The sequence below is a fragment of the Falsiroseomonas sp. RANM36 genome (assembly GCF_056682175.1).
In genome coordinates, this window is the sequence record NZ_JBWXTD010000003.1 from 479,235 (window position 1) to 506,074 (window position 26,840).

A 26,840-nucleotide genomic window follows, 5' to 3' on the forward strand; every position below is an offset into this window, starting at 1 on the left:
CGGCCGAAGGCCGGCAGGTAGTTCCGGTAGGCGAAGCCGCGCCCCCTGACGAGGTCCGTCGCGATGTGGCCGTAGAGCAGCAGCTCGCGCCAGCGGCGCAGCCAGGTCAGGATGAAGCGCGCGTTCAGGCTCTTGGACAGCGGCAGCACCTCGCAGTCGAAGAGGTCGTTGAGCTCCAGGAAGTAGGTCACGAACTTCCGGTCGTCATGCCGGACGCGAAAGCGCACGCGCTTGGAGATGCCGAGGCTGTTCCAGTTCACCTGCTTGATGCACATCAGGAAGATGCGCGCCTGGGCGTGGATCTGGATGGGATTGGTCTCGTCGCTCCAGGTTTCCAGCTTCCGACAGGTCCGCGCGTGCAGGTCCAGCTCATAGGCCGTGTCGCCGGCCTTGCTGTGCGCCACCAGGGTGATCGGCTTGCCGCGGAACATCCTGCGGATCGGATAGGGCGTCCCCGCGAACAGGCCTTCCGCATAGCGCGCCACGGTGCGTTCCTTCAGCACGACGTGGGATTCCAGATCCTCGGTCCGCTCGAGGGTCGGCGCCTTGGCCTCGCGGTATCGGGCCAGGTGGCCTTCGAGGTCCGTGTACCAGTCCTTGTCGGTCAGCGTGAAGCCGCCTTCCTCGTCCCACCCATCGCCCGGCGCGCAGACGACGCATTCCGGCTTCGTGATGCGGTTCTCCTCGAAGTGGCGCTTCACGTTGATTCCGAGATTCAGGTAGCGATTGAACTGCTCCGTCTCCGGATGAAGGTAGCAGTTGTTGCTGGCGAAGGGGATGGCGTAGGTCGCATTCACGGCGCGGGCGAACTCGGCGAACTCCGCGCTGTACTTGCCCTGGTCGTCGATGTGCTGGCCGCCGCGGTCCATGATCTCGAAGCAGAGCCTCGCATTGGCGGAGCTGTGGCTGCGCAGGAGAAAGTCGATCTTAGGGTGGTTCTGCAGGATCTGGCGCAGCGGAAGCCCCATGATCTTGCAGTCGTTCGCATTCATGATCGTCCTGCCGCCCGCCTCGATCATCAGGACCGAGTCCGGAAAATGGCCGAACTGGTAGCTGGTCACCCGGAAGCCATCCTCCAGCTCGAAGGGCTCGCCATGGACGAGTTCCGTGACATGGGTGCAGCCCATTTCCTGCAGGTCGTTGTAGATGCGGCGGTCCGGCGTCCGCGGGATGAGGATGTGACGGTCCAGCCCGAGCCGCCGGAGCGTCGGGCCGTGGAAGTGATCCCAGTGCAGATGCGTCAGGTAGATGAAGTCGGGTGCAAGGCCGTCGAGCAGACCGTCCGGCACCGGCGGATAATTCCACCAGGACCGCCAATAGGCGGACCCGACGAGCCAGGGGTCGCAAAGCAGGCGGCAGTGCGGCGTGCTCACCTCGAGGCAGGCATGGCCCAGTACGCGGAACTTCATGGCCCTCTTCCTCCCCGCCACGCTGCGCGGCCGATACGTTCATCCTCGTTGCGCCGCACCCGCGGAGGCCGCCTTGGGGCGACCGCCATGCCCAGGCGCAGCGTCCACGTCGGATCGCCGTGCCGGGTAGAGTGATGCGGCACGCGAGCCATCGTCTATCTGCCCGTTATGGGTAGCCGCCTCGGCGCATCGCGGTGCTGCGCGAAATAGGCGGAGAAGACGCTGATCAGGTCCGGGTGGTCACGACCATCGGCCATCGCCAGGGTCGGGCAGGCATGCCGATCCTGCGGACCCCAGCTGTATGTCATGTCGAAGGGCCGCCGATCCGGCGGCACCAGCTCGTCCCAAACGGCGAACATGCTGCGCGCCTCCTCCGGCGTCGGCAGCCGGTGATAGGTCCGCTCCGCGGTGGTGCAGGTCTGGCCGAAGGCCTGGAACACCGGCACGATCCGCTCCGGCGCAATGCCTGCGGCGAGTGCGTCCTCGATGCGCGCCCGCATCGCGCGCAGGTCGCAGCCGCGGCCGACATTCTTCTGGTTGCAGGGATAGGGATTGATCCCGATGTAGTCGGCCGTGTCGCGCAGCATCGCCGCCTCGCCCGGATATCGCGAGGAGTTCAGCACGACGATGAAGGTCCTCGCATTCGGATCCAAGCGGCGGATGAGCGCGCTTCGCTCCGCGATCCGCGCCGGCGCATCCGGGCAGATGGACGGATGCGGCTCGTCCGCGATGAAGTAGATGCCGCTGAAGCGCGGGTGCAGCCGGACCGAGGCGACGATCCTGCGCAGCGCCTCGTCATCCATGCGCCAGCCGCAGCCGTTGCGACGACCGTTGTAGCCGCTGCGCAGCCACAGGACGCCGCGCATCCCGTCCGGCAGGCGGTTCAGCGTGGAGACCGAGCTGACATCCGCCAGGTTGAAGCCGACTGCCGCCGCGCCGCGGTAATCGCCGTCGAGGTTCACGGCATAGTGCCGCGGCGAAGCGCGCTGCGGCTCTGCCCGTGCCGGGGCGGCCAGCGCCAGCACCCCAAGGCCGAGCATGGCGAGCGCCGCGCGGCGCGATGCGTCGCGGAATGCGGATGCAGGCCGCGGACGCCGCCGCAGCATGAATGCCTGCCATGTCATGGCGCTCTCCCGGGCTGCCAGGCGGCGGCCTGCCATCCCTGCGCGGCCTGGTCGCCGCCCGGTGGCAGGCGATGCGCGGGTCGATCCTCCTCCGGCCATGTGGCATGCATGGGATAGAGGCGCGGTTCCACCTGGGTCAGCACCGCGCTGACCGCTGCCTGCGTCGCCTCTCCAGGCCGCGCGCGGACGAGATCCTCCATCGCGACGCGGGCCGTATCGAGGCGCGTCGAGCCCCACTTCAGCGTGAGGATCACATGGTCGGCAAGTGCCACGAGCACCCGGACCTCCGGATTCCCGAGCAGTGCCGCGCCGTCGAGCACGATGCAATCGTAGCGGCGGCGTGCCTCGTCGAGCAGCGCGCGCATCCGCTCGCTCGCCATGAGAAGCAGCGGGTTGATCTTGTCCGAGGCGAGCGGCAGGTAGTCGAAGCCGAAGGTGTCGTCGCTGCGCACCGCGTCCGACAGGGAGACGCCGCGCAGAACGTCGAGCGCGTCCGGTCCCGACGGTGCGCCGAGCAGCGCGGCGAGGCTGGGAGAGGTCAGGTCGAGATCCACGATCAGCACCCGGCGCCGCAGGAGCGCGGCGTAGGCGGCGAAGCTCACCGCCAGGGCCGTCTTGCCCTCTGCCCTCTCGCTGGAGGTGAACAGGATCACCTTTCCCGGCGTCTGCTCGCCGGGCAGGCCGAGCCGCGCCATGGCCGTTGCGCGTATCGCCTTGGTGTACGGGGCGAACGGCTTCCGCAGCAGGGCGCGGACCGGCAGAAGCGTTGCCATGCCGCTCGCCTTCGGCACGACGCTGATGCAGGGAACGCCGAGCGTCGCTTCAACCTGCCGTTCGGTGCGTGCGCGCCGGTCCAGCCGCTGCAGCAGCACGGCCAGCAAGCCGCCGCCGATGCTGCCGGCCACGAGGGCCGGGGCGACGAAGAAGACCGGGTCCGGCGAACTGGGCTGGAGCGGCGGCACCGCGACGGAGACCATGCTCGCCTGCGGCCGGACAGGGCTCGCACTGAGCGACAGCTGCTGCGCGAGAACCGCCTCATAGGCGCTGTTCGCGGCGCTGGCCTCAAGGCGCAGATCACGAAGCCGCGCCTCCTCTGTACGGGCCGCCGCGCTCGCCTCCTGCAACGCGGCGAGGCGGGTGGAAAGGTAGTGGATGCGTGCCTCGAGCACCGCCGAATCCGCGGTTGCGACCGGCGTGCCGACATCGGATCGGAGTGCGGCGCGCGCCACCGTGTCGGCCGAGACACCTGCCGGCCTGGGCGCGGGCATGGCCGCCGCGCCGCCCTGCGGGTCGGTCTGCCGGGCGGAAGCGAGGTCGGCCGTCGCGATCACCAGCTGCCTCGCGATCTCAGCGATCTGCGCGTCGATCTGGTCGTCGCGATCGGGATTGGCGGTGCCATGGTTCACGCGGTAGTCGGACAGCGCGAGCGCGGCGCGGCTGATGTCCTCGCGCGCCTGGGCGCTGCGGCGCTGCAGCGCCTGCAGCGTCTGCTGCCTCTCCTCTTCCTGCTGGCGCAGCTGGTCCTCGAGGAACAGCGTCGCGCTGCGGTTCGCGATGGCGGCGGCCATCGCGGGATCGGTCCAGGTGAAGGTAACCGCCAGGATGCGCGACTGCCGTTCCTTGAAGGCCTTGAGCCGTCGGTCCAGTTCGCGCGGACTGGGCAGGTCGTCCGCGGCCGGCGTGGCGGCCCCGGCAGGCGCGTCCTCGGGCGTCGTGTCGCGCAGGCGCGCGATGGCAGACATGACGCTCTCCGCAAACATCGTGAGGACCGGACGCTCGTATTCGACGGAAGCGATTTCGGGCGGATCGCGTTCCAGGCTCTCCTGCAGCCGCCGGAGATGCTCCGTGGTCGACATGAGCTCGGCCCAGGTCTGCACCGTCATGTCGTCGAGCCGCACGGCGCGGTCGCCTGGCGGCGGCTCCAGCACGATCTGCGCCTTGGCGGTGTAGCGCGGCGGCAGCAGCACGCCGATCGCCAGGGCCGCCGTGCCCGCGAGAAGCGCGCAGGCCGCAACCACCCGCCATCGGCGCCGCAGGATGCGGACGAGCTGGCCGATGTGAAACGAGGTGCCGAAGGCGTCGCTCATGGCATCGCTCCGATGCGGCCGCGGCCGGAGGCGCGCGCTTGCGCCGCGGCAGGCCCTGTCGCCGCGAGCAGGCACAGCACGATCACGAACCAGAAGATCGGCTGTCGCAGAAGCAGGTGGAACATGCTGAACGACGCGAGCGCGCAGAGCAGCGCCACCAGGCCGGCACGCTGCCCTCGCCACGCCGTCAGCAGCGCTGCCGCGCAAAGGCTGACGAAGGCTCCGACGGCCAGCAGGCCCCCCTGCGTGAACAGGTCGAGGAAGGTGTTGTGCGCCTCGAACTTCGAGGGCGGCGGCCGCTTGTAGGCCTTGCTGGTGAGCTGCGGGCCCGGGCCGAAGCCCAGGAAGGCGGAGTGGACGCCGCGCTGCATGGCCTCGACCCACAGCTCCAGCCGCGTCTCGCCCTGGTCGTTGTCGGCGTAGACGTCTTCCGTCCTCTGTTCGATGCGCTCGAGCGCCGCGGCGCCGAAGGGCGCGAAGGAGGCTGCGGCGAGCGGCACGGCGAGCAGCGCGAAGATGACCGCCGCGCCGCGGAGCATGACACCGGAGTTCAGGGTCCGGAACCAGGCGCGCGCGGTGACCACCACCCAGGCGGCGGATCCGATCAGCAGCGCGACCATGAAGGAATCGCTTCGGCTGAGCACGCCGCCGACGATCGCCACGCCGCCGCATAGCAACGCGCCCAGCCTGCCGAGGTTGGATCGGGCGGCCTGCATCAGATGCAATGCGGAGAAGGCGAGAACGGCGCTGTAGAAGCCGATCTGGTTGGGGTTCTCCGACCAGCCTTGGAAGCGGTCATAGTACCAGCTGTCGCCGCCGGCAACCAGGCGAAGACCTTGCCCCTCCGCGAGTTGCAGCAGAAGCAACGCAGCGCCGAAGCCGGTGAAGAGCGCAAAGATCCGGCGCGACCGGGCGCCGTCACCGAACTCCAGCGCGATCATCAGGCCCAGCGACATCATCAGCAGATACGCGAACACGTCGTGCAGCATCGCCGGCATGTCCTGGAACAGGTCGAGCGCGAAGCCGCAGACGAGACCGACCGACAGCGCGAACCACAATGTTGCCCAGAACAGGAGCAGGATCCGGAAGGCGCGACCGAGCGTCGCCGTTCCGCCGCAGAGCTGCGCCACGAGGGCGAAGAGCAGCCACACGACCAGCAGCAGCTCGCCAGCGCCGAGCGGCAGCCCGCCAGTGCGGAGCTGCGTCGCCGGGGTGAGCGCCAATCCGAGCGCAAGGAGGATGTCGCGGGGCAAGCACTTTTCTCCGTACCGGTCCGGAACGCGACCGGATGCATCCAGGGTCGCACCGCGGGCGCGTCTGCGTAAATCGCTCTCCTCGGCTCCGAAGGATGAAGGGCGGACTACTCCTTTCGGGGCATGCCGCGACGATGCCGGCTCGACCGCTTTTGCCGCGGCGCTCTCACTCTTGGTGCTTTCCCCTTGCCAAGCCGGCGCGCGAAGATCGAAACGCCCAGGATGCGCGGGCAAGAACGATCAGGCCCGATGCGGAGAAGAAGAACATGAAGGCGGTCATTCAATGCGGCGGCAAGGGAACGCGTCTGCGGCCGTACACGATGGTGCTCCCCAAGCCACTCATGCCTGTCGCCGCGAAACCAGTGCTCGAGCTCCTTCTGCATTGGCTCCGTCGCAACAACATCCGCGATGTCTACATCACCACCGGCTATCTGGGCCATCTCATCAAGAGCTTCTGCAACGGCGGCGAGCAGTTCAACCTGCGCATCCGCTATACCGAAGAGAGGGAGCCGCTGGGCACCATCGGCCCGCTCTCCCTGTTGCGGGAGGAGCTGGACGAGACCTTCCTCGTCATCAACGGTGATGTGCTGACCGATCTCAGCATCGCGAGCTTCGCCGAGTGCCATCGCCGCCACGGCAACATCGTCACCGTCGCGACCTCGCTCCGCCGCACCAAGACGGAATTCGGCGTCATCGAGCAGGCGAACGGCCGAATCGTCTCCTTCAAGGAGAAGCCGGTGCTGTCGAACCTGGTCAGCATGGGCGTCTACTGCATGGAGCCGGAGGTACTCTCCAGCATCCCGACCGGGGTTCCCTTCGGTTTCGACGACCTCATTCTCTGCATGCTGGCGGAGGGCGTGCCGGCCGGCACCTTCCTGCACGACGGGCTGTGGCTCGACATCGGCCGCCTCGAGGATTTCCAGACTGCGCAGGGGCTCGCCTGGGACGAGCAACCGCCCGCCTTCGAGGAAGTCGCGGCGATCGCCTGAAGGTCGGAACCGGCCGCCGGGCGGCGGCGTGCACTCAAGCAGGAGGGTTGGGGCAGTGTTGCTCGTGGCAAAGCCGGAACTCGGCGAGGCGGAGAAGCGCGCCCTGTGCGAGACCATCGACAGCGGATGGATCACCATGGGCGCGCGTGTGCGTGCCTTCGAGGAGGCCTTCGCCGCGCGGCACGGCGCGACGGATGCGGTGGCCGTCGGCTCCTGCACGGCGGCGCTGCATCTCATCCTCGCGGCGCTCGACATCGGTCCGGGCGACGAGGTCCTGGTTCCTTCGCTGACCTTCGTCGCGACCGTGAACAGCGTGCTCTATGTCGGCGCGACGCCGGTGTTCGTGGACATCGAGGCGCTCGACCGACCGCTGCTCTCCCTGGCGGATGCCGAGGCGAAGGTGACGCCGCGGACGCGGGCGGTCGTGCTCGTCCATTTCGCGGGCCAACTCGCCGAGCGGGCGGCTTGGCGCGACTTCGCCATCCGCCATGACCTCCGCCTGGTCGAGGATGCCGCCCATGTCATCGGGATCGACGGGGTCGGCACCTATGGCGAAGCGGCGGCCTTCAGCTTCTACGGCAACAAGAACATGACGACCGCCGAAGGCGGGATGGTCATGGCGCGGTCGCCGGAAGTGCTGGAGCGCGTGCGCCGCCTGCGCGGCCACGGGATGACGAGCGGCACCTTCGAGCGTCTGTCCGCGCGCTCGGCCGACTACGACGTCACGATGCTCGGCTTCAACTATCGCATGGACGAGCTGCGGGCGGCGATCGGGCTGGTTCAGCTGCAGCAGCTCGACGCATGGAACCTGAAGCGCCGCGCGTTGCGGGACGGCTACGCTGCGGAGCTGGCGCGCCACGCGCCGAACACGCTGGCGCCGTTCTCCGATCACGGCACATCCGCGCATCATATCATGCCGGTGCTCCTGCCGAAAGGCGTCTCCCGCGCGGCGGTTGCCGCTTCGCTGCGCGACGCGGGCGTGCAGACGACGATGCATTACCCGCCCGTGCACCAGCTCTCCTTCTATCGGGATCGCTTCCCGGATCAGCGGTTGCCGGTGACCGAGGAGTTCAGCGAGCGCGAGATGACGCTGCCGCTGCATCCGGGCATGGAGCTTTCGGACGTTTCGATGGTGGTCGAGATGCTCGCCCACGCCATCAGGAGGGAAGGAGGACAGGCATGATCCACCGCCCCGCACCCGGGCACGTCACCGCGGCCAGCCGCGCCATGGACATCGCGGTCTCCAGCATCGGCCTGGTTCTCGCGGCTCCGCTCATCCTGCTCATCGTCGTCGCGATCCTGATCGAGAGCGGGCGGCCCGTGTTCTATCTCCAGACGCGGCTCGGGCAGGGCGGGCGGGAATTCCGCCTGATCAAGTTCCGAAAGTTCCGCAACGGCATCGGCGATTCCGGCCGCCCCCTGACGCTGCGTGGCGATGAGCGTCTGTCGCGGGTCGGCCGGTTCCTCGAGGCGAGCAAGCTCGATGAGTTGCCGCAGCTCTACAACATCCTCAAGGGCGACATGGCCGTCGTCGGGCCGCGGCCCGAAAGCCTGGCCTTCGCGGACTGCTTCCAGGGCGAGGCGCTGGCCGTGCTGGCCTACCGCCCGGGCATCTTCGGTCCGAGCCAGGTGGCGTTCCGCAACGAGAGCGCCTTCTACACGCCTGGCACGGAGCCGACCCACGTCTACCGCCAGCTGCTGTTCCCCACCAAGGCGCAGCTCGATCTCTCCTACTATCCGCAGCGCACGCTGATCTCCGACTGCGTCTGGGTGTTGCGCGGCGTGCTTGCGGTGGCAGGCATCGACAGCGGCATCGACAGGCGCCTGCTCATCCGTATGCCGCTCGTCGCGGAGCCCGTCTCCACCCATCGTCATGCGCAGGCGATGGGCGGAACGAGGACCGCTTCGGGCTTCCCTGGACATGGCTGAGGACATCGAGATGGCCGACATCGTCAGACAGGGCGCGGCTGCCTATGATGGTCTGAACGTGCTGGTGACCGGCGCGGACGGCTTCATCGGCTCGCATCTGGCCGAACGGCTCGTGCTCCGCGGTGCGAATGTCACCGCGCTCACGCTCTACAATTCCTTCGATTCGCATGGCTGGCTGGACGACCTGCCGGCCGCGGTCCGCGAAAGCGTGCGCGCCGTTCGGGGCGATGTGCGCGATCCCGCGCTGATGCGCAGCCTCGCCGCACGACAGGATGTCGTGTTCCATCTCGCGGCGCTCATCTCGATACCGTACTCCTACGCGGCGGCGGGTTCCTACGTGGAGACGAACGTCCTGGGCACGCTGAACATCCTCGAAGCGGCGCGCTGCCAGGACGTCATGCGCGTTGTCGTCACCTCGACCAGCGAGGTGTACGGCACAGCCCTCGTCTCACCGATCAGCGAGAGCCATCCGCTGCAGGGGCAGTCGCCCTATTCGGCATCCAAGATCGGTGCCGACATGATGGCGGAGGCCTATGCGCGCTCCTTCGGGCTGCCGGTCGTCCTGCTGCGGCCCTTCAACACCTTCGGGCCGCGGCAGAGCGAGCGCGCGGTGGTGGCGAGCCTGCTGCGGCAGGCCATCGACCCGGGCGTCGAGGTGATCCGCGTCGGCGATCTCTCGACCGTGCGCGACTTCACCTTCGTCGCGGACACGGTCGAGGCCTTCCTGGCCATCGGCACCGGGCAGCGGGTTGAGTTCGGCACGCCCTACAATGCCGGCAGTGGCGCGGCGGTGACGATCGGCGAGCTCGCGTCGCTGGTCCTCGACATCACGTCCTGCACCAAGCCGATCGAGGCGGAGTCCGAGAGGATGCGGCCGGCGCTCTCCGAGGTGCGGCATCTCCTGGCCGATGCCGGGCGCTTCGCGGCGGCAACGGGCTGGCGCCCGGAAATCGGCCTGCGCGAAGGGCTGACCCGCACCGCCGCGTGGTGGCAGGCGCGCCTCGACGGCGGGCGCGTGCGGCGGGAGCGGCATTATGTCACCTGACCTGGCGCGCCGCGCGGCGGAGATCGCGGCGGCCGTGGCGGACCGGCGGCGGATTGGCCAAGGCGGATCGCGCGCCAGGCTCGGCGTGTGCCTGGCGCTCCTGCTCTCCACCGTCGCGGCCCCTGCGGTCGGCGCGGACTATCGCCTGCAGGCCGGCGATGTGCTGGAGATCGCGGTGGCCGGGCCGCCGGACATGCAGCGGCGCGTGGCCGTCCAGCTCGATGGCAGCCTGCCGGTTCCCCTGGCGGGGCGCGTGGCCGCCGCCGGCGCGACGCTGGCCGAGGTCGAGGCGCGCATCCAGGCCGCGCTGGCCAGCAGGCCCGTGCGCAGCTACATGCCGGACGGCCGCGAAGTGCTGCGCTTCGTGGAGCGCGACCAGATCTCGGTCGCCGTCATCGAGTATCGGCCGGTATCGATCAGCGGTGGCGTCGCGCGCGGCGGCGAGCATCCCTTTCGGCCGGGCATGACGGTGCGCCATCTGGTGGCGAGTGCCGGCGGCTTCGGTCGCCCCGAGGCGTTGCAGACGGACCAATCGGCACGCTTGAACGGCGAATACGCCATGGCGTGGATCGCGCTGGCGAACCAGCAGGCGCGGCTGGCGAGGTTGCGCGCCGAGCTCGGCGAGGATGGCACCTTCGACGCCTCCGCGCTGCCGCCCGCCCCGATGCCGGACCGCACCGTCGAGGCATTGCTCCGAAACGAGGCCGAGTTCCGGGTCACGCGCGCGACCGACCATGCGCGCGAGAAGGCGTATCTGGCCAACGCCATCGTGCAGGCGGATGCGCAGATCGCCGCCCTGGCCGAACAGCAGGCCAAGGAAGAGGCCGGGGTGGACGCCGACACCGAGGAACTGGAGCGGACGATGGACCTCCGCGCCCGCGGCATGGCCACGCAGTCCCGCGTCATCGACGCCCGGCGCGTGCTTCTCTTCTCGTCCACGCGGGCCTTGCAGACGGCCGCCCAGCTCGGATCCGTCCGCCGCCAGCGCAGCGAATTGCAGCGCGACCTCGACCGTGCCGACGACCGGCTGCGGGTGCGCCTGCTGGCTGAGCTGCAGGAGACCTTGCCGCAACTGGCCACCGCGCGTGCGCGCCTGGCCAGCATCGCCGATCAACTGCAGGTCGCCGGGCTGCCGGTGCCGACAAGCGACGAGGGCGAGCCGACCATCCTGCTGGTGCGCGCCGGCGAGGATGGCCCCGTCACGCTGCTTGCGACGATGCAGACCCCGTTGCAGCCGGGCGACGTGGTGGAGATCCGGCGGGGAGCCGATCTGCTGCCGGAGAAGGGCCGCGTGGACACGACGCGCGCGGCGCGTGTGGTGCCGGGCCGGACCTCGGCGCCGGTCCTGTCGGAAGCGGATCGCCCGCGGCGGGCTGCCGGGGTCGGTGGTTCGCCATGATCCCTGTGCTGGCGATGCCGCGCGCCGAAGGCCACAGCGCCCGCGCGCTGGCTCCCGGGCGACGTCAGGCTCTGGCCGCGTCGCGGGCGCTCATCGTCGAGGTGTTCGGCCCGGCGGGCGCCGGCAAGACGACCTTCGCCGCCGCACTGCACCGCAGCCTTCTGTCGGCCGGCCGCTGCAGCGAATTCGTCTCAAGCGCGCGGCCGGCAGAGCGCAACGCGCGACACACGATGCTTGCACCGCTCAGTCGCGCGGCAAAGCTGTTCGGCGCTGTCGCGGAACTCGGCGCGGAGGATCCGCCGGGCGCGAGGCTTCTGGCGCTCTTTCCTGCTCGGGGGCAGATCTCCCGGTTGCGGCATCGACGATATCTCGCGCGGCTCCACCGCGCGTGCTCGGCGCCGCGCCCGCCGGGCAGCGCCCTGATCCTGGACCAGGGATACCTCTCCGCGCTCTGCTCCCTGGCGGCGCGTCGCGGGCTTGCGCGCACGCCCGACCCGGCGCCGGCGCTTGCGCGCGCGATCGACCTGCTGCCGCCGGCGGACCTCGTCGTGTGGGTGCAGACACCGGGCGCCGTGGTGGCCGAGCGGCTCGGGCGGCGGCTGGCGGGCCAGTCGCGTCTCGAGCGGCTGTTCGAGCCGGACATCGCCACCTTGATGGATCAGGCCCGCCTGGCGGAGGTGGTGTGCCGGATGCTGCGCGCGCGCGGGCGTGCCGTGCTCGAGGTCCGCGGTTCCGCACCGCATGGCGAGGGGGGCGGGCTGGAGCTCGTCGCCAAGGCGGTGGCCGACCTGGCGCAGGAGAAGGCCGCGTGAGCGGCAAGGTGGCGGTCGGCCTGGCGATGCCCGGCTTCCTGCGGAGCAGGATGGCGGGGCGCCCCTTCGGTCTCGGCGCATCCGGGCTCGTCACCGCCAGCGGCGGCTCCTTCGCCGTGCTCGTGGCCGGTGCGGGTCTCAGCTACCTCGCGCAGGTCGCAACGGCGCGCCTCATCGGCACGACGAGCTTCGGCGTCTATGCCTACCTGCTGGCCTGGACGACGCTGCTCGCGCATGTCGCGACGCTGGGCTTCCGCGTGTCGCTGCTGCGCCTGCTGCCGGCCTATCGCGCGGTCGGCGACTGGTCCAAGGCGCGCGGCGCCGGGCGCTTCGCGAGCCTGACGGCCGTCGCGGCGGGCTGCATCGCGGCGGCAGCCGGCGTGGTGGTCGTGCTGCTGCTGCTGGGCAGCCGGTCGGAGCAGGCGCGCGCCTTCCTGATCGGCCTGTGGGTGATACCGCTCATCGCGCTCCAACTCGTGACGGCGGCAAGCGTGCGGGCCTGGGGCGGCGTGGTCTCTGCGCTCATTCCCGAACGCATCCTGCGCGACGGTGTCGCCGTGCTCGCGCTGTGCCTGCTGGTGCTCTGGGGGCCGCTGGCACCGAGCGCGCCTGCGGCCGCCGTGGCGCTGCTCGCGGGTGGGCTGTGCGCCCTCGCCGCGAGCCAGTGGATGCTGCGGCGCAAGCGCCCGCCCGAACTCCTGGCCGCGCCGGTCGCATCGTCCTTCGGCGAGTGGCTGCGGCCGACCCTGCCGCTGACGGTGCTGATGCTCGGCGATGTGCTGATGAGCCGGGCGGGGACCCTGGTGCTCGGATCCGCCGGCGCCGTCCACGAGGCCGGCGTCTTCGCGGTGGCGTACAGCCTCTCGCTCCTGGCGGCGCTGCCGCGCATGGCGATCGCCGCTGCCTTCGCGCCCACCGTGTCCGACCTGCATGCCCGCGGCGAGCATGCGCGCCTGCAGGCGCTGTCCGCGCGCGCTGCGCAGCTTTCGCTTGTCGCGACGGTGGTGGTGGCGCTGCCCCTGGTGCTGGGGGCGCAGCCGCTGCTGGCACTCTTCGGGCCGGACTTCCGGGCTGGCGCGACGGCCACCGTGGTGCTCGTGCTCGCCCAGGTCCTGGCCGCCGCCTGCGGGCCGCAGCAGCATCTGCTGACGATGACCGGGCATGAGCGCATGGCGGGCTACAGCCTTGCGGTTGCCGTGGCCGCCAACCTGGCGCTTGCCGCGCTGCTCGTCGGGCCGATGGGACTGCTCGGCGCCGCGCTGGCCTCGGCCGCCAGCCTGATCGGCTGGAACGTCTTCATGCTTGCGATGATCTGGCACCGGCTTGGCCTTCGCCCCGGGCTTCTCGCATTGCGTCGCGCCGGCGGAGGCAGCCATGAACATGCATAGCCCGCTGTCGCAGGCGGAGAGCCACGACCGGACCGGTCCGGCAACCGACCCGCCGATGCCCCGGCCGCTGCAGGACTTGCGTGCCGCGCTCGATCGCCTCGGCGCGCGCTACTGCCACTGGAAGAGCAACATGCGGCTGTCCCGCGCGCTTGCGGGGCAGGAGGACATCGACCTGCTGGTGCACCGCGAGGATGCGGGGCTGTTCCTGTCGGCGATGGCCGAGGCAGGCTTCAAGCGCACGACGTCGCGCGCCGGCCTCGGGCATCCCGGCGTGTTCCACGCCCTGGCGCTGGACGAGGCCGCGGGGCGGCTCGTGCATCTGCACGGCTATGTCCAGATCGTTGGCGGAGACAGCCTGGTGAAGGGCTGGCGACTGCCGGTGGAGGTTCTGCTGCTCGCCGATTGCCGGCTGCTGCGGGGATGGCCGGTCCCGGTGCCGGAGGCGGAGCTTGCGGTCTTCGTCCTGAGGGTGGCGCTGAAGCATGTGGGGCCGGTCGAGCTGGCGATGGCCAACCGCGACTATCGGGCCACCGTGGAGGAGCTCGGCTGGCTCCGCCGCCGGGCCGATGAGGCGCGTGCCGCGGATCTGTTCGCGACACTGGTGCCTCTCGGCGGCCGCGAGATCTTCGCGGAACTGCTCGACGCGATCGGAACGGAGCGCGCGCTCGGCCGCCGCGTGCTCCTCGGTCTGCGCGTCGCCTGGCGGCTGCGCCATCTGCGCAGGCTGAGCGCCCTGGCCGCCTTGCGCTCGCGGCTGCAGCGTGTTGCGACCCTGGCCTGGCGACGGGTCACCGGGCGGCGGGACATGGTGCTGGAGACCGGCGGCGCGATCGTCGCGCTGGTGGGTCCGAAGGCAACCGGGAAGTCCACGCTCGGCGACGGCCTGGCGACGCGGCTGGGCACCCACCTCGACGTGCGGCGCATCCATGCCGGAAAGCCGCCGCCCACGCTGCTGTCGTTCCTCCCGCGCATCCTGCTGCCGCTGGCGCGCCGGCTGTTCCCCAATGACCGGCCGAGCGCCTACGACAGCGAGGAGAAGCGACGCGATCGCAGCTTCTCGCTGATCTACGTGCTCCGCATGGCGCTGCTGGCGCATGACCGCGCCGCGCTCCTGCATCGCAGCATGCGGGCCGCGGCGTCCGGCGCGATCGTGGTGAGCGATCGCTACCCGTCGCACACCGAAGGGGCCATCGACAGCAGCTGCTTCGACCAGGCGAGCATCGAGGCGTGCCGTTCCCCCCTGAAGCGGTGGCTGATGCGGCAGGAGCGCCGGCTGCACGCGTCGCTGCCGAGGCCGAGCCTGGTGCTGCGGCTTGAAGCGCCGATGGAGATGGCGATCCGGCGCGACGCGGAGCGTGCGAAGCCGGAAGGCCCGGACGCTGCCGCTGTCATGCGCCGCTGGCGCCTGGAAACACAGGCCGAGTTTCCGGACAGCCCCGTCGTCATGCTGCGAACCGACAGGCCGCTGCAGGACTCCCTGCGACTGGCGGCAAGCCAGGTCTGGTCACGTCTGTGACGCAGACCTCGTTGCAAACGGCAAGGCAATTAAGGACTAGCCCTTCGCCACGACTAGCTTTGGGTGGACCGACTTCTGTCTGATGCAATCGGTGGTCGGGACGACGCGCGCGGCGCGGCGGTTCGACTGCCCAGCAAGCGGTGAGCCGATCATGCGCAAGATTCGCACCATCATAGACGGCACCAACGGAGACGAGGACCTCCTCGGCACCGGCGGGCCGGATCAGATTTCCGGCTTCGGCGGCAAGGACCGACTATACGGCCGCGCTGGCGCGGACCTGTTGGACGGCGGTGCGGGCAACGACCGCCTGGACGGCGGCGAAGGCGCCGACACCATGTACGGCGGCTCCGGCAACGACGCGTTCGTGGTGGACAATGTCGGCGACGTGGTGAGCGAGGAGCTGAGCCCTGGCTTCGACAGCGGCGGCGTGGACACCGTCCTGAGTTCCGTCAGCTACGTCCTCGGCGCCTTCGTGGAGCGACTGGAACTGCTGGGCAGCGCGAACATCGACGGCGCCGGCAATACGCTCTCGAACCTGATCAAGGGCAACAGCGGCGACAACGTCATCTCCGGTGGCGACGGCATCGACACCCTCTATGGCTTCGACGGCAACGACGTCCTCATCGGCGGCGCGGACCGCGATTACCTCTATGGTGGCGCAGGAGCCGACACCTTCGTCCTGAGCCTCGGCCAGGGCACGCCGGACGTGATCTACGACTTCGAGTCGGCGGACCGGATCGGCATCTATGCCAGCATCTTCGGGCTGAGCGAGGGCGCCGGGCTCATCGGCGGCCAGCTCGATCCGGCTTATTTCGTCGCCGGTTCGGCGGCAACGGCGGTCGGCCACGGGCAGTTCGTGTTCAGTTCGGGGTCGAAGCCGAGCCTGCAATGGGATGCCGACGGGGCCGGCGGCCAGGCGGCCACCACGCTTGCAACCTTCCAGTCGGGCGCGACGATCTCGGCCGGCCAGTTCCGGATCTTCGCCGATCCGCCGGCCGCTTCCGTGGCGGTGACCTCGTCGGCGCCGCAGGCGGAAGACGCGGAGCAGGTGTTCTTCACCATCACGCTGTCCCAGCCATGGTTCGCGGACGCCATCATCTCCGTGAGCACGGTGGACGGCACAGCCCGCGCCGGCAGCGACTTCGTCGCGCTGACCTCCGTCCAGCTGCATATCGCGGCGGGCCAGACGACCGCCTATGTCGCCGTCCAACTGATCGAGGACGGGCTGCCCGAGGGCAACGAGAGATTCTCGCTCCAGATCGACTCCGCCGTGATCGCCGGCAGCGGCGATGCGCTCGCTCTCGGAACGTCAGTCGCCGTCGCGACCATCACCGATCCGGGGCCCAGCGTCGTCGCGATCCACGACGTCTGGCAGTACGGCATCCCCGACCCGTCCGGCCTCGCCTACAACCCGCTCAGCGGCAAGCTGATGCTCTCCGACGCGGAGATCGACGAGGATCCGGTCTTCAGCGGCACCAGCATCTTCGCATTCGACCTCGCTGGCGGCGCGCCTGTCGCGAGCTATGCACCGAACTACACGAACGAGCCGACCGGCCTCGCGATCGATGCCGTGCACGGGGTGATGTATGTCTCGGACGACGACACCTTCACCATCGATGTCGTGAGCCTGGACGATCCGGCGCAGCGGCTGTGGTCGTTCGACACGCTGCCGCTCGGCGCAGTCGATCCGGAGGATGTTGCGGTGGATCCGGTTTCCGGACATCTCTTCATCGTCAACGGCCTGTCCCGAACGCTGCAGGAGGTGCAGGTCGACCATGCGAATCGTACCGTGACGCTGGTCGATTCCTTCACCTTCGCCGATCCCGGCATCATCGATCCGGAAGCGCTCGCCTACGACGCCAAGCGCGACCTGTTCCTCGTCGGCGGTGGCTTCGGGTCGGACATCTGGCTGGTGGACCGCGACGGCAACACGATCGACACGCTGACCGTGCTGCGAGACTACCGGAACACGGAAACCGACGCGCTCTCCGGGTCCATCCGCGTCAGCGTGAAGGACATCGAGGTTGCGCCAGCCAGCAACGGCAGCGGAGCAACGCACATCTACGTCGCCGATTTCGGCGACAGCCACAAGATCGACGGGCGGATCATCGAGATCGACCCGGGCCAACTGTTCAGTCAGTTCCTGATCGCGTAGCGGATGCTCCGTGCGGCATCCGCACGGAGCATCCCGTTCCCGCGGGCGAGCGCGGCGGCACGGCCGCGCCGGGCGTCAGAGCATGAAGTCGGCCGCCGTGAAGCTGTGCCGGCCGGCCACGTGGAAGAAGAACTCCGTGCCCGCGTCGGAATCGTTGCTGAGCTGCACGACGGTCACGTCCTTCCCGGCGTCATAGAACGCCCGAAGCTGGCCAGGCGTGTTGCTGCTGAAGGCAGCTTCCCCGATGAAGGTGAAGGCCTGGTCGCCGGTCAGCCCCGTGTTCGCGTCGATGGCGCGGAGGTTGAATTTGTCCACCCCATGCTCGAAGTCCATGTAGAGATCGACCTTGCCGTTCCCGTCCATGTCGCCGCCGCGCGCGAAGACGAACATGTCGTTCCCCGTGCCGCCATAGACCGTGTCGCCGCCATCGCCCGAGTCGATGGTGTCGTTGCCGGCCCCGCCCTTGATCACGTCGGCGCCGCTCCGCGCCTCGATCCTGTTATCCGCGGAATTGCCGATGATGGTGTCGTCGCCGCTCGATCCCCGGAAGTAGCCGCCGGAGAAAGTCGGCTGCTCGGCCGGCTCCTCAGGCGGCGGGGGAGGCGGCTGGACCGGCTCTTCGGGCGGAGGCGGCGGAGGCGGCTGGACTGGCTCCTCGGGCGGAGGCGGCGGAGGCGGCTGGACCGGCTCCTCGGGGGGTGGCGGCGGCGGCGCGTCGGTGCCGCCATCGGCGTGGTTCCTGATCCAGTCGGCCTTCGCGCTCTCCCAATAGTCCCGCGCCGCCTGGCCCTGCAGGATGGTCCATCCCGCCGGTGGCATCGGGTAGTCGGACGGCAAGGGCTTGTCCGAGAGGTTCAGGAAGACGTTGCCGCGCGACTCGATGGTGTTCGACCACGCGTCGAACATGCTGCGATAACTGCGATGCGCGACATCCTCGATGGCGAAGACGCAGTTGATGAAACGCAGGTTCGGCGTGAGCTCGCCATTCGTGGCGGAGTCCGTCTTGATCATCGACGAATGCGTCATCTTGCCTTCGTAGAGGAAGGACTTCATGCGCATCAGAACGCCATCGACCGTGACCGTGTTGTTGTGGCCGTCGGCTGGGCTCGATGACGACGGATCGATGCTGATGCCACCGAACACGCCGTCGAACAGGCAGTCGCGGATCGTGCCGCTCTGCAGGCGGTCATTCTCCACCGCGTCGTCGCGGGCATTGGTGACCCAGACATCCTCGATCAGGAAGTTCGGGCTGTTCCAGGAAACGCGCACGGCGTCCCAGGTGTCGGTGATCCGCCAATCCCGGATGACGACGTTCGGCGTGTCCTCGGTGCGGATCGCGGCCGAGTTGCCGTAGTCGTAGACGGTGCGCCACTCGCCGGCGAGGTCGATGTTGCCGCTGATTGTGCCGCCATCGAGGATGACGCCGGGCGCGTTGTAGATCGAGAACGGATAAGGGTTGCTGGATCCGTCGCTGCGGTCGTTGTCGTTGATCCACGTCGCCTTGCTGGCGTCGATCGTCGTGCCGGCGTCGAGGCCGGAAATGCGATACTGCTTGTAACCGTAGTCACCGCTCAATGTGATCGTCGTCATTCAGATCCCCCTGGTGAATGCACGCGGGGCGATCCTATCGCTCTCATTTCCGTGAGGTGTCAATTGCCGATAGAGGATTGTATGTAACATACCGTCTCAGGTTGTGCATGCTGGAACGAACCGACACCGGCCTGGCCGAGACAGATTCTTCCCCCGCCGGAGCCCGCCCAAGTCCCGATCGAGCGCCGCGACGCCCGCCTCCGATCAGCCTAAGTTATTCAGAAGAAAGCAAACGTGCACGGACGTCGCGCGCACACCAAGCTCGCCAACGGCGTGTGGACGCTCCCGGCGACCAGGATGCCGACGCGGGAACGGCGGAGGCCGTCTGCAACCGTTGATGGATACGCGGCAATGATCGGGTTGCTTCGCCAGGCACGTCGAGGGCGCGACGCCGACCCGTGGTAGACGACTCGCGGTCCGTCGAGAGGCGGTCATGCGCGCCGCGGGGGCGCGGGGGTGAACGCCCTCCCTCCGGCCGCCAGCCAGGGCGCAAGTGGACAGGTCGAGGCGCCAAAGAAGTAAGCCGTTATTCCAGTCGCCAGATTGTGTGTTGCAAGCGATCATCCCTTCCGCCTGCCGGCCGAGCAGCACCGGTCTGGCAAGCATTCGGGGCAACCATGCCCGACAAGGCGTGCCAAGCGTGTCAGCACGACGTGACCATCGCAGAGTTCGCCCGCTCCGACTGCGACGCACGACGCGCCGCATCGAAAGAGCACCGTCGGCGCCCGATCGGGCGCTCAAAGGTCGTCACCGGATGGAACGGAAGACCTACCTCATCGCAGTCAGGCCCGGCGGACCGCTGCGCGTGACCGTGCTCGAACCCTCGGGGGAGTTCTCCGCGGTCCACGCGGGAGCGTCGATTCCGGCCAGGGTCCGATCGGCGGGCGCCTGGCTCAGCGCCCTCGCGGAGAAGCGTGCGCTCCCGTCCGGTCCGCCGCCGCCCATGGTCCTTGGGCCGCGGCGCAATGGCGGGTCCTTCATGGCGTTCATCCCGACCTGCAGCAAGTAGGCGGGCGATCTAATTCTCCCGCTTCCCATGATGTCAGCCGTGTCGATTTGGTGCGCACAGGTTGTGATTTTAGTTTATTGAGAAATTCCAAGTTAATGTCAGTTTTGTGAAGTGAGACGCGTGAAGGATCGCTTGCGAACATGCGTCAGGTCTTTGATAATAATTTGTCTGAAAAGTGGCGCTGTGATCGATTTTTGTGGAAAATCAGCGTCCTAGAACCGTCCGGTCGGGAGCCAATGCGGTATGAGTGGGCTCGGTTCGGTTGCGGTCGTCGAGAGTATGCCGGTATTTCTCGAGGGGCTGCGCTCCATAATTCTGAAGTCCGGTTTCACGTTGGCGTTCTGCGCCAAGTGCCTCGACAGCATTTCGGAAGATGACCTCAAGTCCGAGCCGGGCCTGATACTTGCCTCTTGCTGTGGCCGTGACGTCGGGCTGCACCTCGCCGACATCCAGAGGATCCGCGAGCGTCTGCCCGCCACGAAACTCGTGCTCATCGTCGACAGCATCACGGCGGATGAGACGCTCCAGGCCTGGCAGCTCATCGATGGCTTCATCATGCGGACGATCGACGCGCAGGCGCTGCCCAAGGCGCTTGAGGTCGTCCTGCTTGGCGAGCGTGTCATGCCGGGCATCGCGCAGCAGGTCGCGACCGTCAGTGCCGCGAATCCCGGCCACGCATCGCCGATCGATCTGCCGCATCTTTCCCCGCGGGAGCAGGACGTGCTGCGATCCCTGAGCGGCGGCAGTTCGAACAAGGTCATCGCCCGTACCATGGGGCTCAGCGAGTCGACCGTGAAGGTCCATGTGAAGGGCATACTGCGCAAGCTGAAGGCCAGGAATCGCACGGAAGCGGCGGTCTGGGCGCGCTCGCATGGCTTCGCGCCCCTCCAGGCCCAGTAGCGCCTGCATCTGATCGGCCGGGCGAACGCTGCGCGGCGGCGGGCGATGCCGGCATCCGCGCCGCGGAGCTGGTGTGCTGCGGCCCAGGCCGGGCGCGGCGGGACGAACCGCCGATGTCGATTCGAGGCACCCACTTCTCGCATCAAGGGAACGCGCCCTATGCTCGTGTGCGGCGCGGCGCCTCAGCGGTCGCCCGCCGGTTCGCATGGCGGCCCGCATGCGCGGCCGCGGGCGGGCGCGGGCCGTGCGGCGGCGGCGAGGAGGAGGAGCATTCGTGCGCATGCGGACCTTGGCGGTAACGCTGCTGCTCGCCGCATTTCTCGGTGCGTGCTCCTCGGACTACACGGCCTTGCGCGACTGGTCGCAGCAGGCGCGCGAGGCGGTGCTGCCGGCGGACGTGCCACGCGCCGCGCCAATGCCGGCGCATGACGCGGCGATGCGGCCCGTCGGAAGCCGGCAGGACGCCGTGCTGGTGCTGCAGGAAGCCGCCGCCGCCTGGCTCGCCGCGCTCGCCGCGATGGCAGACGATGTCCCGCCGCCTCCCGATGGCGCCGAGCTCCGCACGAGGGCGGAGCGGGTCGCCGTCTTCGACCCGGAAGGCGCCGCGGCGGTCGAAAGCCTCGGCGATGCGATCGACTACGTCGCCGCGCAGCGATGGGGTGCTCCGCAGCTCGCCTATGCGGTCGATTTCGGCGATGCGCGCTTCCAGGCGGTGATGGCGGCGCTGGCCCGCCAGACCGAGGCGCTCGGCGCGAATGCGGCGTCGCGCGCCCTCGGCGCACGCATCGCCGAGGGCCATGCGCTGCTGAAGCGGCGCGAGGCGATCCTGGCACAGAGCGACACTTCCCGCTTGCTGCGCGCGGAAGCGAGTGAGTTGCGGCGCTTGCGGGCGGTTGCCTCCGCCGCCTCGCCGGCCGCCGGCGTCCCCCCCGGGCCGGCGAGGGCGGAGTGAGGACGCGGCGCCCGAAGCTCGTCGCCTGCGCGCTGGCGATCGGCCTGATGGCCGGCTGCTCGCCCGACTATTCGGCGGTGCGCGACTGGTCGATGCAGGCCCGCGAGACGGTGCTGCCGCCTGCCAGCCAGCGGCCGCCGGGAGTCCCGATTGCCGTCCCGGCCCCGCCGGCCACCGTCACGGAAGACGGGCGGGCAGGCGCCGTGCGCGCGCTTCAGGAGGCGGCTGGCGCCTGGCTCGCGATGCTGGCTTATGTCGCCGAGGATGGGTTGCCGCGCGAGCGCAGCAGCCAGTTCGACCCCCTGGCGGAGCGTGTGCGGCCGGTGGACGCCGATGGTGCGCGCGCCGTCGCCGCGCTGGGAGAGACGATGGCCTTTGCCGCGCGCCGCAACTGGCGTGCGCCTGCGCTCACGCTCGCCGTGCAGCGGGGCGATCCCGACTTCCAGGCGATCATGGCCGCGCTGCTACGCCTGGGCGATGCGCCGGCCGAGACGGGAGCGACGCGCTTCGCGCATGTGCCGCCCGACCTCGAGGAGGTGGCGCGTGGTCACGCCTTCCTCGAGCAGAACCGCACGCGCCTGTCGGCCGCCGAGACGGCGCGTGTGTTGCGCCTGCGGGAAAGCGAGTTGCGCCGCCTGCTCGAGATCCGGATGCGCGAGAGCGGAAGCGCCGCGACACCGTCGGTCGGGCCCTCGTGACCGGCGGCAAGCGCCGAGGCGGCCAAGGCGCCGCGCGCCGGGCACGCTGGCGTGGCGGTGGAAACCGGGAATAGAAATTCTCCGGGCACTGGCGACGGCCGCCCGCCCCTCCGTCCCCGGCTCGCTGCGTGCCCCTGATGCTGTCGAACCTCCCAACCGAGGTACTTTGCCCGCAGGCGCTGGCCTGACCCCTGTACGCCGCTGCCGGGTCTTGATTCCCTTGGCCGTCGGCACTCACTAAGGTTCGGCGCTCGAGGGGCTCTTGTGCGGCTTCCGGGGAGGCGCGGTGCAACAGGACCGATGGCCAGGCCGGCGACGGCTGCTCGCGGTGGCATCAAGTCTTGCCGGGATCATGCCTCTGCGGGCGCGCGGCGATGCTCGGATGATCCGCTTCGGGCTTACGCCCGTTTTCCTTGATTCCGACCTCGCATTGCTGCGCGACTTGGAAGAGTACCTGAGCGCCGCGACCGGGGCCCAGGTTCAACTGGTCAAGCGCCGGACCTATCGGGAGGTCACCACGCTTCTGCTGTCCGGCCAACTCGATGCGGCCTGGATCTGCGGTTATCCCTATGTTCAGAACCTCGGGCGCCTCGCGCTGCTTTCGGTGCCGCTCCACCACGGGCGGCCCCTCTACCAGAGTTACGTGATTGCCGATGCCGGTGCGTCGGCGGCGTCGCTGTCCGAGCTTCGTGGCATGACCCACGCGTTCTCGGATCCGGACAGCAATTCGGGTTTCCTCGTGACGCGCTGGCTCCTGGCACGACAGGGCGCGCGGCCAGAGACGTTCTTCGCTCGCAGCTTCTTTGCCTATGGCCACCGCAATGTCATCCGCGCCGTGGGCTCCGGGCTCGCGCAATCCGGCAGCGTGGACGGCTATGTCTGGGAAGTGATGGCACAGCGCGAGCCGCACCTCACACGCCCCACCCGAATCCTGGATAGATCCGAATGGCACGGCTTCCCACCCGTCTGTTGCCTCAGCGCGGCGCGCGGGGATTCGGCGGTGCGCGCGATTGCCGCCGCGCTGGACGCCATGCCGAGCACGCCGCCCGGCCGGCGGATTCTCGCGACACTGCAGCTTGACGGCTGGGTGCCGGGGGATCCCGCGTGGTTCGACGGCATTGCTCGGATGAGCGCCGAGGTCGGCGGGAGCCCGCCATGAAGCGCGACGCGTCTCTGTTCCGACCAGGCCGCTGGCCACTCGCCCTTCGGGTGCCCGTGCTCGTCGCCCTCCTCATGATCGCTGCCGCGGCCGTGCTGAGTCAGGGCGTGCTGCAGCGCCTCTCTCGCGATCAGGAGCGGCATCTCGCCGAGCTGTCCGCGGCCTACCTGGATGGTCTCGCCACGGCGCTCCAGCCCGCCGCCATCCGCCGCGACGTGTGGGAGACGTTCGACGCCCTCGACCGTGCGCAAGGCCGCTATACCGCCTTGCATCCGGGGGTCGCCATGCTGGTGCTGCCGGATGGCAGCATCCTGGCGTCGTCCGAGCCGCGGCGCTTCGCGCTCGGAACCACGCTGCCGGAGGGCCTCTCCGCCCGCTCCGCGGAGGCGGCGGCGAACGGCGCGCCCGTCATGGACGAAGCCACCGCAAGCGCAACGCTCGGTCGTGACCTTGCCGAGGGTGGCATCGCGCTCGGCCGCATCGTCGCCGAGGTGGACATCGCGCCGCTGCTCGCGGAGCGCGCCGCGGTGCGCCGGACCTTGCTGCTGGCGAACGGCGCGCTGACGCTACTGTTCGCGATATTGGGATTCGCCTTGGTGCGCCGGCTGCTGCATCCGCTCGAGATCCTGCGCGCGCAGGTCGCGGCGGGTGGCGAGACGGGCCGAGTGCAGCCGCTTCCCCCGGCGGCGATCGCGCGGGCCGGTCCCGAATTCGCCGCGCTGTTCGGCGCCTGGAACCGCACTGCCGCGGCGATCGGGGAGCGCGAGGCAATGGCCGCGCGGCTTGCAGAGGAGGAACGCTACGCCCAGCTCGGCAAGCTGGCTTCCGGCATGGCGCACGAGGTCAACAACCCGCTCGGCGGATTGCTAACTGCGGTGGATACGCTTGCGACGCATGGCCAGGATCCGCGGGTGCGAGAGGCCTCGGTCGCGTTCCTGCGACGCGGCCTGGATGACATCCGGAACGTCGTTCGCGCCAGCCTCGTGACCTATAAGGGAAGACCTGGAGACGGTCCGCTGCACCGCGAGGATCTGGACGATCTGCGCGTCCTGGTGCGTCACGAGGTCGAGCGTCGCGGTCTGCGCCTGCGATGGGAGAACAACCTACCCGCGGAGAGTTCCGCCGACAGGACGCTAACCCGGCAGATCGTGCTGAACCTCCTGTTGAACGCCTGCGCTGCGTCGCCACGCGGCGCCACGGTGCATGTTGCGGCCGCTGCCGGTCCGGATGACGGTGTCGTGATCGACGTGTCCGACGAAGGCTCAGGCCTGCCCGAGGCGGCCCTCGCGCTGCTGGCGGATCCGGAGGCCTCGCCTCCCGAAGGCGGAGGACTTGGCCTTTGGATCGCGGTCCGGCTGGCGCACAAGCTTGGCGGAAGCATCAGTGCGGTCCCGGCCGCGAAAGGCACCCGGATCCGTCTCGATGTTCCGGGAACGGGCCGCGTCGCCGGTCCCGGGGAGGCGCTTGCCGATGTTGCATGAGACGCGCGGCGCCATAGTCCTCATCGAGGACGATCAGACCCTTGGCGCTGCCCTCGCGCATCGCCTTGGCATCGAAGGCTATGCCGTGTCCTGGGCACGCACGGCGGCGGAAGGCGAGGCGTTGCTTCGGCGCACCTCACCGACCGACCTGCTGCTCTGCGACATCCGCCTGCCGGATGGCTCCGGCGAGGAACTGTTCCTGCGGCTGCGCGCCCGGCTCGGCGACTTACCCGTGCTGTTCATGACCGCCTTCGGCGAGATCGACCAGGCGGTGCGGATGGTACGTGCCGGCGCGGACGATTTCCTGGCGAAGCCCTTTGATGTGCGGGACCTCATCGCGCGCATCGAACGGCTGGTTGCCCCCCGGCTTCCCGCGGCGGAGGACGCGATCCTCGGGCGCTCGGCCGCGATGCGTCGTGTGGAGGCGATGCTGCGGCGGGCCGCACTGGTGGACAGTTCCGTGCTGCTGCTGGGCGAGAGCGGCGTCGGCAAGGAGGTCGCGGCGCGATTGCTGCATGCGCTCTCCCCGGCTGCGCGTGGACCCTTCATCGCCGTGAACTGCGCAGCCATCCCGGCCGAGCTGATGGAGAGCGAGATCTTTGGCCACGAGCGCGGCGCCTTCACCGGCGCCCAGGCGCGGCATGCGGGTTACGCGGAACGCGCGCTCGCCGGGGTGCTGCTGCTGGACGAGATCGCCGAGCTTCCCACGGCGCTGCAGCCGAAGCTGCTGCGGCTGCTGGAGGCGCGCGAGTTCACCCGCATCGGCGGGAAGGAGGCGCTCCCCTTCGCGGCGCGCATCATTGCCGCGACCAATGCCGACCTCGTGACGCTGGTTCGAGAGCGGCGGTTCCGTGAGGATCTGCTCTATCGCCTGGACGTCATCCGGGTGGAAATCCCCCCGCTGCGCGCGCGGCCCGAGGACATCATGCCGCTGGCACGCCGCTTCCTGGCAGACTGCGCCGAGCGCTTCGGCCGACCGCTGCGCGGCTTCGAGGAGGAGGCTGAGGCCGCTCTTCTCGCGCATCCCTGGCCGGGCAATGCGCGCGAGCTGCGCAACCGGGTGGAGCGCGCCGCGGCGTTGGCCGATGGGCCGCGGATCGAGGCAGCCGACGTGTTCCCCGAGCATGCCGCTCGGCCTGACATCACCGTGCAGACCACGCTGGCGCAGGCCGTCGCGGCTACCGAGCGGCGAGCCATCCAGGCCGCGCTCGAAGCGACCGACGGAGACGTCGCAATGGCGGCGGAGCGGCTAGGCGTCGGGCGGTCCACCCTGTTCGAGAAGATCCGCCGACTGGGTCTCGGCCGGTCGGTGATCCAGAAGGCCGGACCGTAAACGAGCAGCCAATCCGGATGTCTGGACTCGGGCGGGGCGGCCAAATGCCGGTCCGCGCCCGCAAGGCGTTGCGCTGCGTGGCGATCGGCGTCGTAACGCCCGGCCAGGTCGCGCAGGCCGCGGCTGGCACGTGCTTCGCAACGCGAAGCGGCGCCTGAAGCAGGCGGGGAGGGTTCAAGATGTCGCACTGTGATCGGCTGGCCGACGGCGGTCGCCGCTTCTTCTTGATGCGCGGTGCGGTCGCTGCGGCGGGCGCCGCGGCCGTCACCGGCGTCACTGGCGTGCCGGCCGAGGCGGCACCGTCGCTCGCCCGTGTCACCTACCCGGTGACCCGTCTCGCGAACCTGCGCGACCTCAAGGTCAACGAGCCGGTCCAGGTCGCCTATCCCGATGCCGACAGTCCTGGCGTGATCGTCAAGCTGGGCACGCGTGTCGAGGGCGGCGCCGGGCTGTTAATCGGCACACAAACGGGACCCCGGATCGGCGTGCAAAAGGGACCCCCTTTTGGTGTGCATGGACGCGCCCGGGTTGGCCGGTGCGGAGCCGTAGGCGCAGCGGCGGGCGACCCGGGCGCGGTCGCGCCGGCGGTCGGGGATCCGGCGCGGATGATGG

General features: G+C 69.5%; 21 protein-coding genes. 16 read left to right on the plus strand and 5 right to left on the minus strand.

The window, feature by feature from the left end:
* From AC1MIR_RS07055 to AC1MIR_RS07070, 4 genes are all read right to left on the minus strand, one after another.
* The coding region (locus tag AC1MIR_RS07055) for an MBL fold metallo-hydrolase (RefSeq protein ID WP_480027475.1) at positions 1 to 1,409 on the minus strand (1,409 nt) is incomplete at its 3' end.
* A 155-nt stretch (positions 1,410 to 1,564) separates the two neighbouring features.
* The gene (locus tag AC1MIR_RS07060) at positions 1,565 to 2,449 is read right to left on the minus strand and encodes a hypothetical protein (protein WP_480027476.1); all 885 of its coding nucleotides are present in this window, start codon (positions 2,447 to 2,449) and stop codon (positions 1,565 to 1,567) included.
* Between the two features lie 80 nt (positions 2,450 to 2,529).
* Entirely contained in the window at positions 2,530 to 4,620 is a 2,091-nt protein-coding gene (locus AC1MIR_RS07065) for a GumC family protein (protein WP_480028717.1), read from the minus strand.
* Entirely contained in the window at positions 4,617 to 6,107 is a 1,491-nt protein-coding gene (locus tag AC1MIR_RS07070; protein ID WP_480027477.1) for an O-antigen ligase family protein, read from the minus strand. The genes AC1MIR_RS07065 and AC1MIR_RS07070 overlap by 4 nt, the downstream gene beginning before the upstream one ends.
* Before the next feature lie 32 nt (positions 6,108 to 6,139).
* On the opposite strand from AC1MIR_RS07070, the gene AC1MIR_RS07075 reads away from it, so the two are divergent.
* The 9 genes from AC1MIR_RS07075 to AC1MIR_RS07115 all read left to right on the plus strand — a co-directional run bounded on the left by AC1MIR_RS07075 (position 6,140) and on the right by AC1MIR_RS07115 (position 17,106).
* Positions 6,140 to 6,862, plus strand: a complete 723-nt coding sequence (locus tag AC1MIR_RS07075; RefSeq protein WP_480027478.1) for a nucleotidyltransferase family protein — start codon at positions 6,140 to 6,142, stop codon at positions 6,860 to 6,862.
* 55 nt (positions 6,863 to 6,917) lie between these two features.
* Positions 6,918 to 8,045: a DegT/DnrJ/EryC1/StrS family aminotransferase gene (locus AC1MIR_RS07080; protein ID WP_480027479.1), complete on the plus strand. Its 1,128-nt coding sequence runs from the start codon at positions 6,918 to 6,920 to the stop codon at positions 8,043 to 8,045.
* Positions 8,042 to 8,791, plus strand: a complete 750-nt coding sequence (locus AC1MIR_RS07085) for a sugar transferase (RefSeq protein ID WP_480027480.1) — start codon at positions 8,042 to 8,044, stop codon at positions 8,789 to 8,791. Before AC1MIR_RS07080 ends, AC1MIR_RS07085 begins: the two co-directional genes overlap by 4 nt.
* A complete protein-coding gene (locus tag AC1MIR_RS07090; protein WP_480027481.1) occupies positions 8,784 to 9,836 on the plus strand; it encodes an SDR family NAD(P)-dependent oxidoreductase in 1,053 nt (350 codons plus the stop codon). Before AC1MIR_RS07085 ends, AC1MIR_RS07090 begins: the two co-directional genes overlap by 8 nt.
* Complete coding sequence (locus AC1MIR_RS07095) at positions 9,826 to 11,235, plus strand: polysaccharide biosynthesis/export family protein (protein WP_480027482.1); 1,410 nt, start codon at positions 9,826 to 9,828, stop codon at positions 11,233 to 11,235. Before AC1MIR_RS07090 ends, AC1MIR_RS07095 begins: the two co-directional genes overlap by 11 nt.
* Entirely contained in the window at positions 11,232 to 12,047 is an 816-nt protein-coding gene (locus AC1MIR_RS07100) for a hypothetical protein (RefSeq protein ID WP_480027483.1), read from the plus strand. Before AC1MIR_RS07095 ends, AC1MIR_RS07100 begins: the two co-directional genes overlap by 4 nt.
* Positions 12,044 to 13,435, plus strand: a complete 1,392-nt coding sequence (locus tag AC1MIR_RS07105) for a lipopolysaccharide biosynthesis protein (RefSeq protein ID WP_480027484.1) — start codon at positions 12,044 to 12,046, stop codon at positions 13,433 to 13,435. Before AC1MIR_RS07100 ends, AC1MIR_RS07105 begins: the two co-directional genes overlap by 4 nt.
* The gene (locus AC1MIR_RS07110; RefSeq protein WP_480027485.1) at positions 13,422 to 14,951 is read left to right on the plus strand and encodes a nucleoside/nucleotide kinase family protein; all 1,530 of its coding nucleotides are present in this window, start codon (positions 13,422 to 13,424) and stop codon (positions 14,949 to 14,951) included. Before AC1MIR_RS07105 ends, AC1MIR_RS07110 begins: the two co-directional genes overlap by 14 nt.
* A gap of 82 nt (positions 14,952 to 15,033) precedes the next feature.
* Positions 15,034 to 17,106, plus strand: coding sequence for a Calx-beta domain-containing protein (locus tag AC1MIR_RS07115; protein WP_480027486.1), 2,073 nt, complete (start codon positions 15,034 to 15,036; stop codon positions 17,104 to 17,106).
* Positions 17,107 to 17,181: 75 nt separating this feature from the next.
* Here the strand turns inward: AC1MIR_RS07115 and AC1MIR_RS07120 are convergent, their stop codons facing one another.
* The gene (locus AC1MIR_RS07120; RefSeq protein WP_480027487.1) at positions 17,182 to 18,696 is read right to left on the minus strand and encodes a right-handed parallel beta-helix repeat-containing protein; all 1,515 of its coding nucleotides are present in this window, start codon (positions 18,694 to 18,696) and stop codon (positions 17,182 to 17,184) included.
* Positions 18,697 to 19,948: 1,252 nt separating this feature from the next.
* Between AC1MIR_RS07120 and AC1MIR_RS07125 the strand changes: the two genes are divergently transcribed.
* From AC1MIR_RS07125 to AC1MIR_RS07155, 7 genes are all read left to right on the plus strand, one after another.
* A complete protein-coding gene (locus AC1MIR_RS07125; protein WP_480027488.1) occupies positions 19,949 to 20,605 on the plus strand; it encodes a LuxR C-terminal-related transcriptional regulator in 657 nt (218 codons plus the stop codon).
* A gap of 280 nt (positions 20,606 to 20,885) precedes the next feature.
* A complete protein-coding gene (locus AC1MIR_RS07130) occupies positions 20,886 to 21,557 on the plus strand; it encodes a hypothetical protein (protein ID WP_480027489.1) in 672 nt (223 codons plus the stop codon).
* Positions 21,554 to 22,255 carry a hypothetical protein gene (locus AC1MIR_RS07135; protein ID WP_480027490.1) on the plus strand — a complete coding sequence of 234 codons (702 nt, stop codon included), beginning with the start codon at positions 21,554 to 21,556 and terminating at the stop codon, positions 22,253 to 22,255. The genes AC1MIR_RS07130 and AC1MIR_RS07135 overlap by 4 nt, the downstream gene beginning before the upstream one ends.
* Before the next feature lie 382 nt (positions 22,256 to 22,637).
* A complete protein-coding gene (locus AC1MIR_RS07140) occupies positions 22,638 to 23,414 on the plus strand; it encodes a substrate-binding domain-containing protein (protein WP_480027491.1) in 777 nt (258 codons plus the stop codon).
* Positions 23,411 to 24,895, plus strand: a complete 1,485-nt coding sequence (locus AC1MIR_RS07145) for a sensor histidine kinase (RefSeq protein WP_480027492.1) — start codon at positions 23,411 to 23,413, stop codon at positions 24,893 to 24,895. Before AC1MIR_RS07140 ends, AC1MIR_RS07145 begins: the two co-directional genes overlap by 4 nt.
* Positions 24,885 to 26,228 (plus strand): sigma-54-dependent transcriptional regulator, encoded by a 1,344-nt coding sequence (locus AC1MIR_RS07150; protein ID WP_480027493.1) that lies wholly within the window; start codon positions 24,885 to 24,887, stop codon positions 26,226 to 26,228. The genes AC1MIR_RS07145 and AC1MIR_RS07150 overlap by 11 nt, the downstream gene beginning before the upstream one ends.
* A 179-nt stretch (positions 26,229 to 26,407) precedes the next feature.
* Positions 26,408 to 26,840: hypothetical protein (locus AC1MIR_RS07155; protein ID WP_480027494.1), on the plus strand; the 433-nt coding region annotated here is incomplete at its 3' end.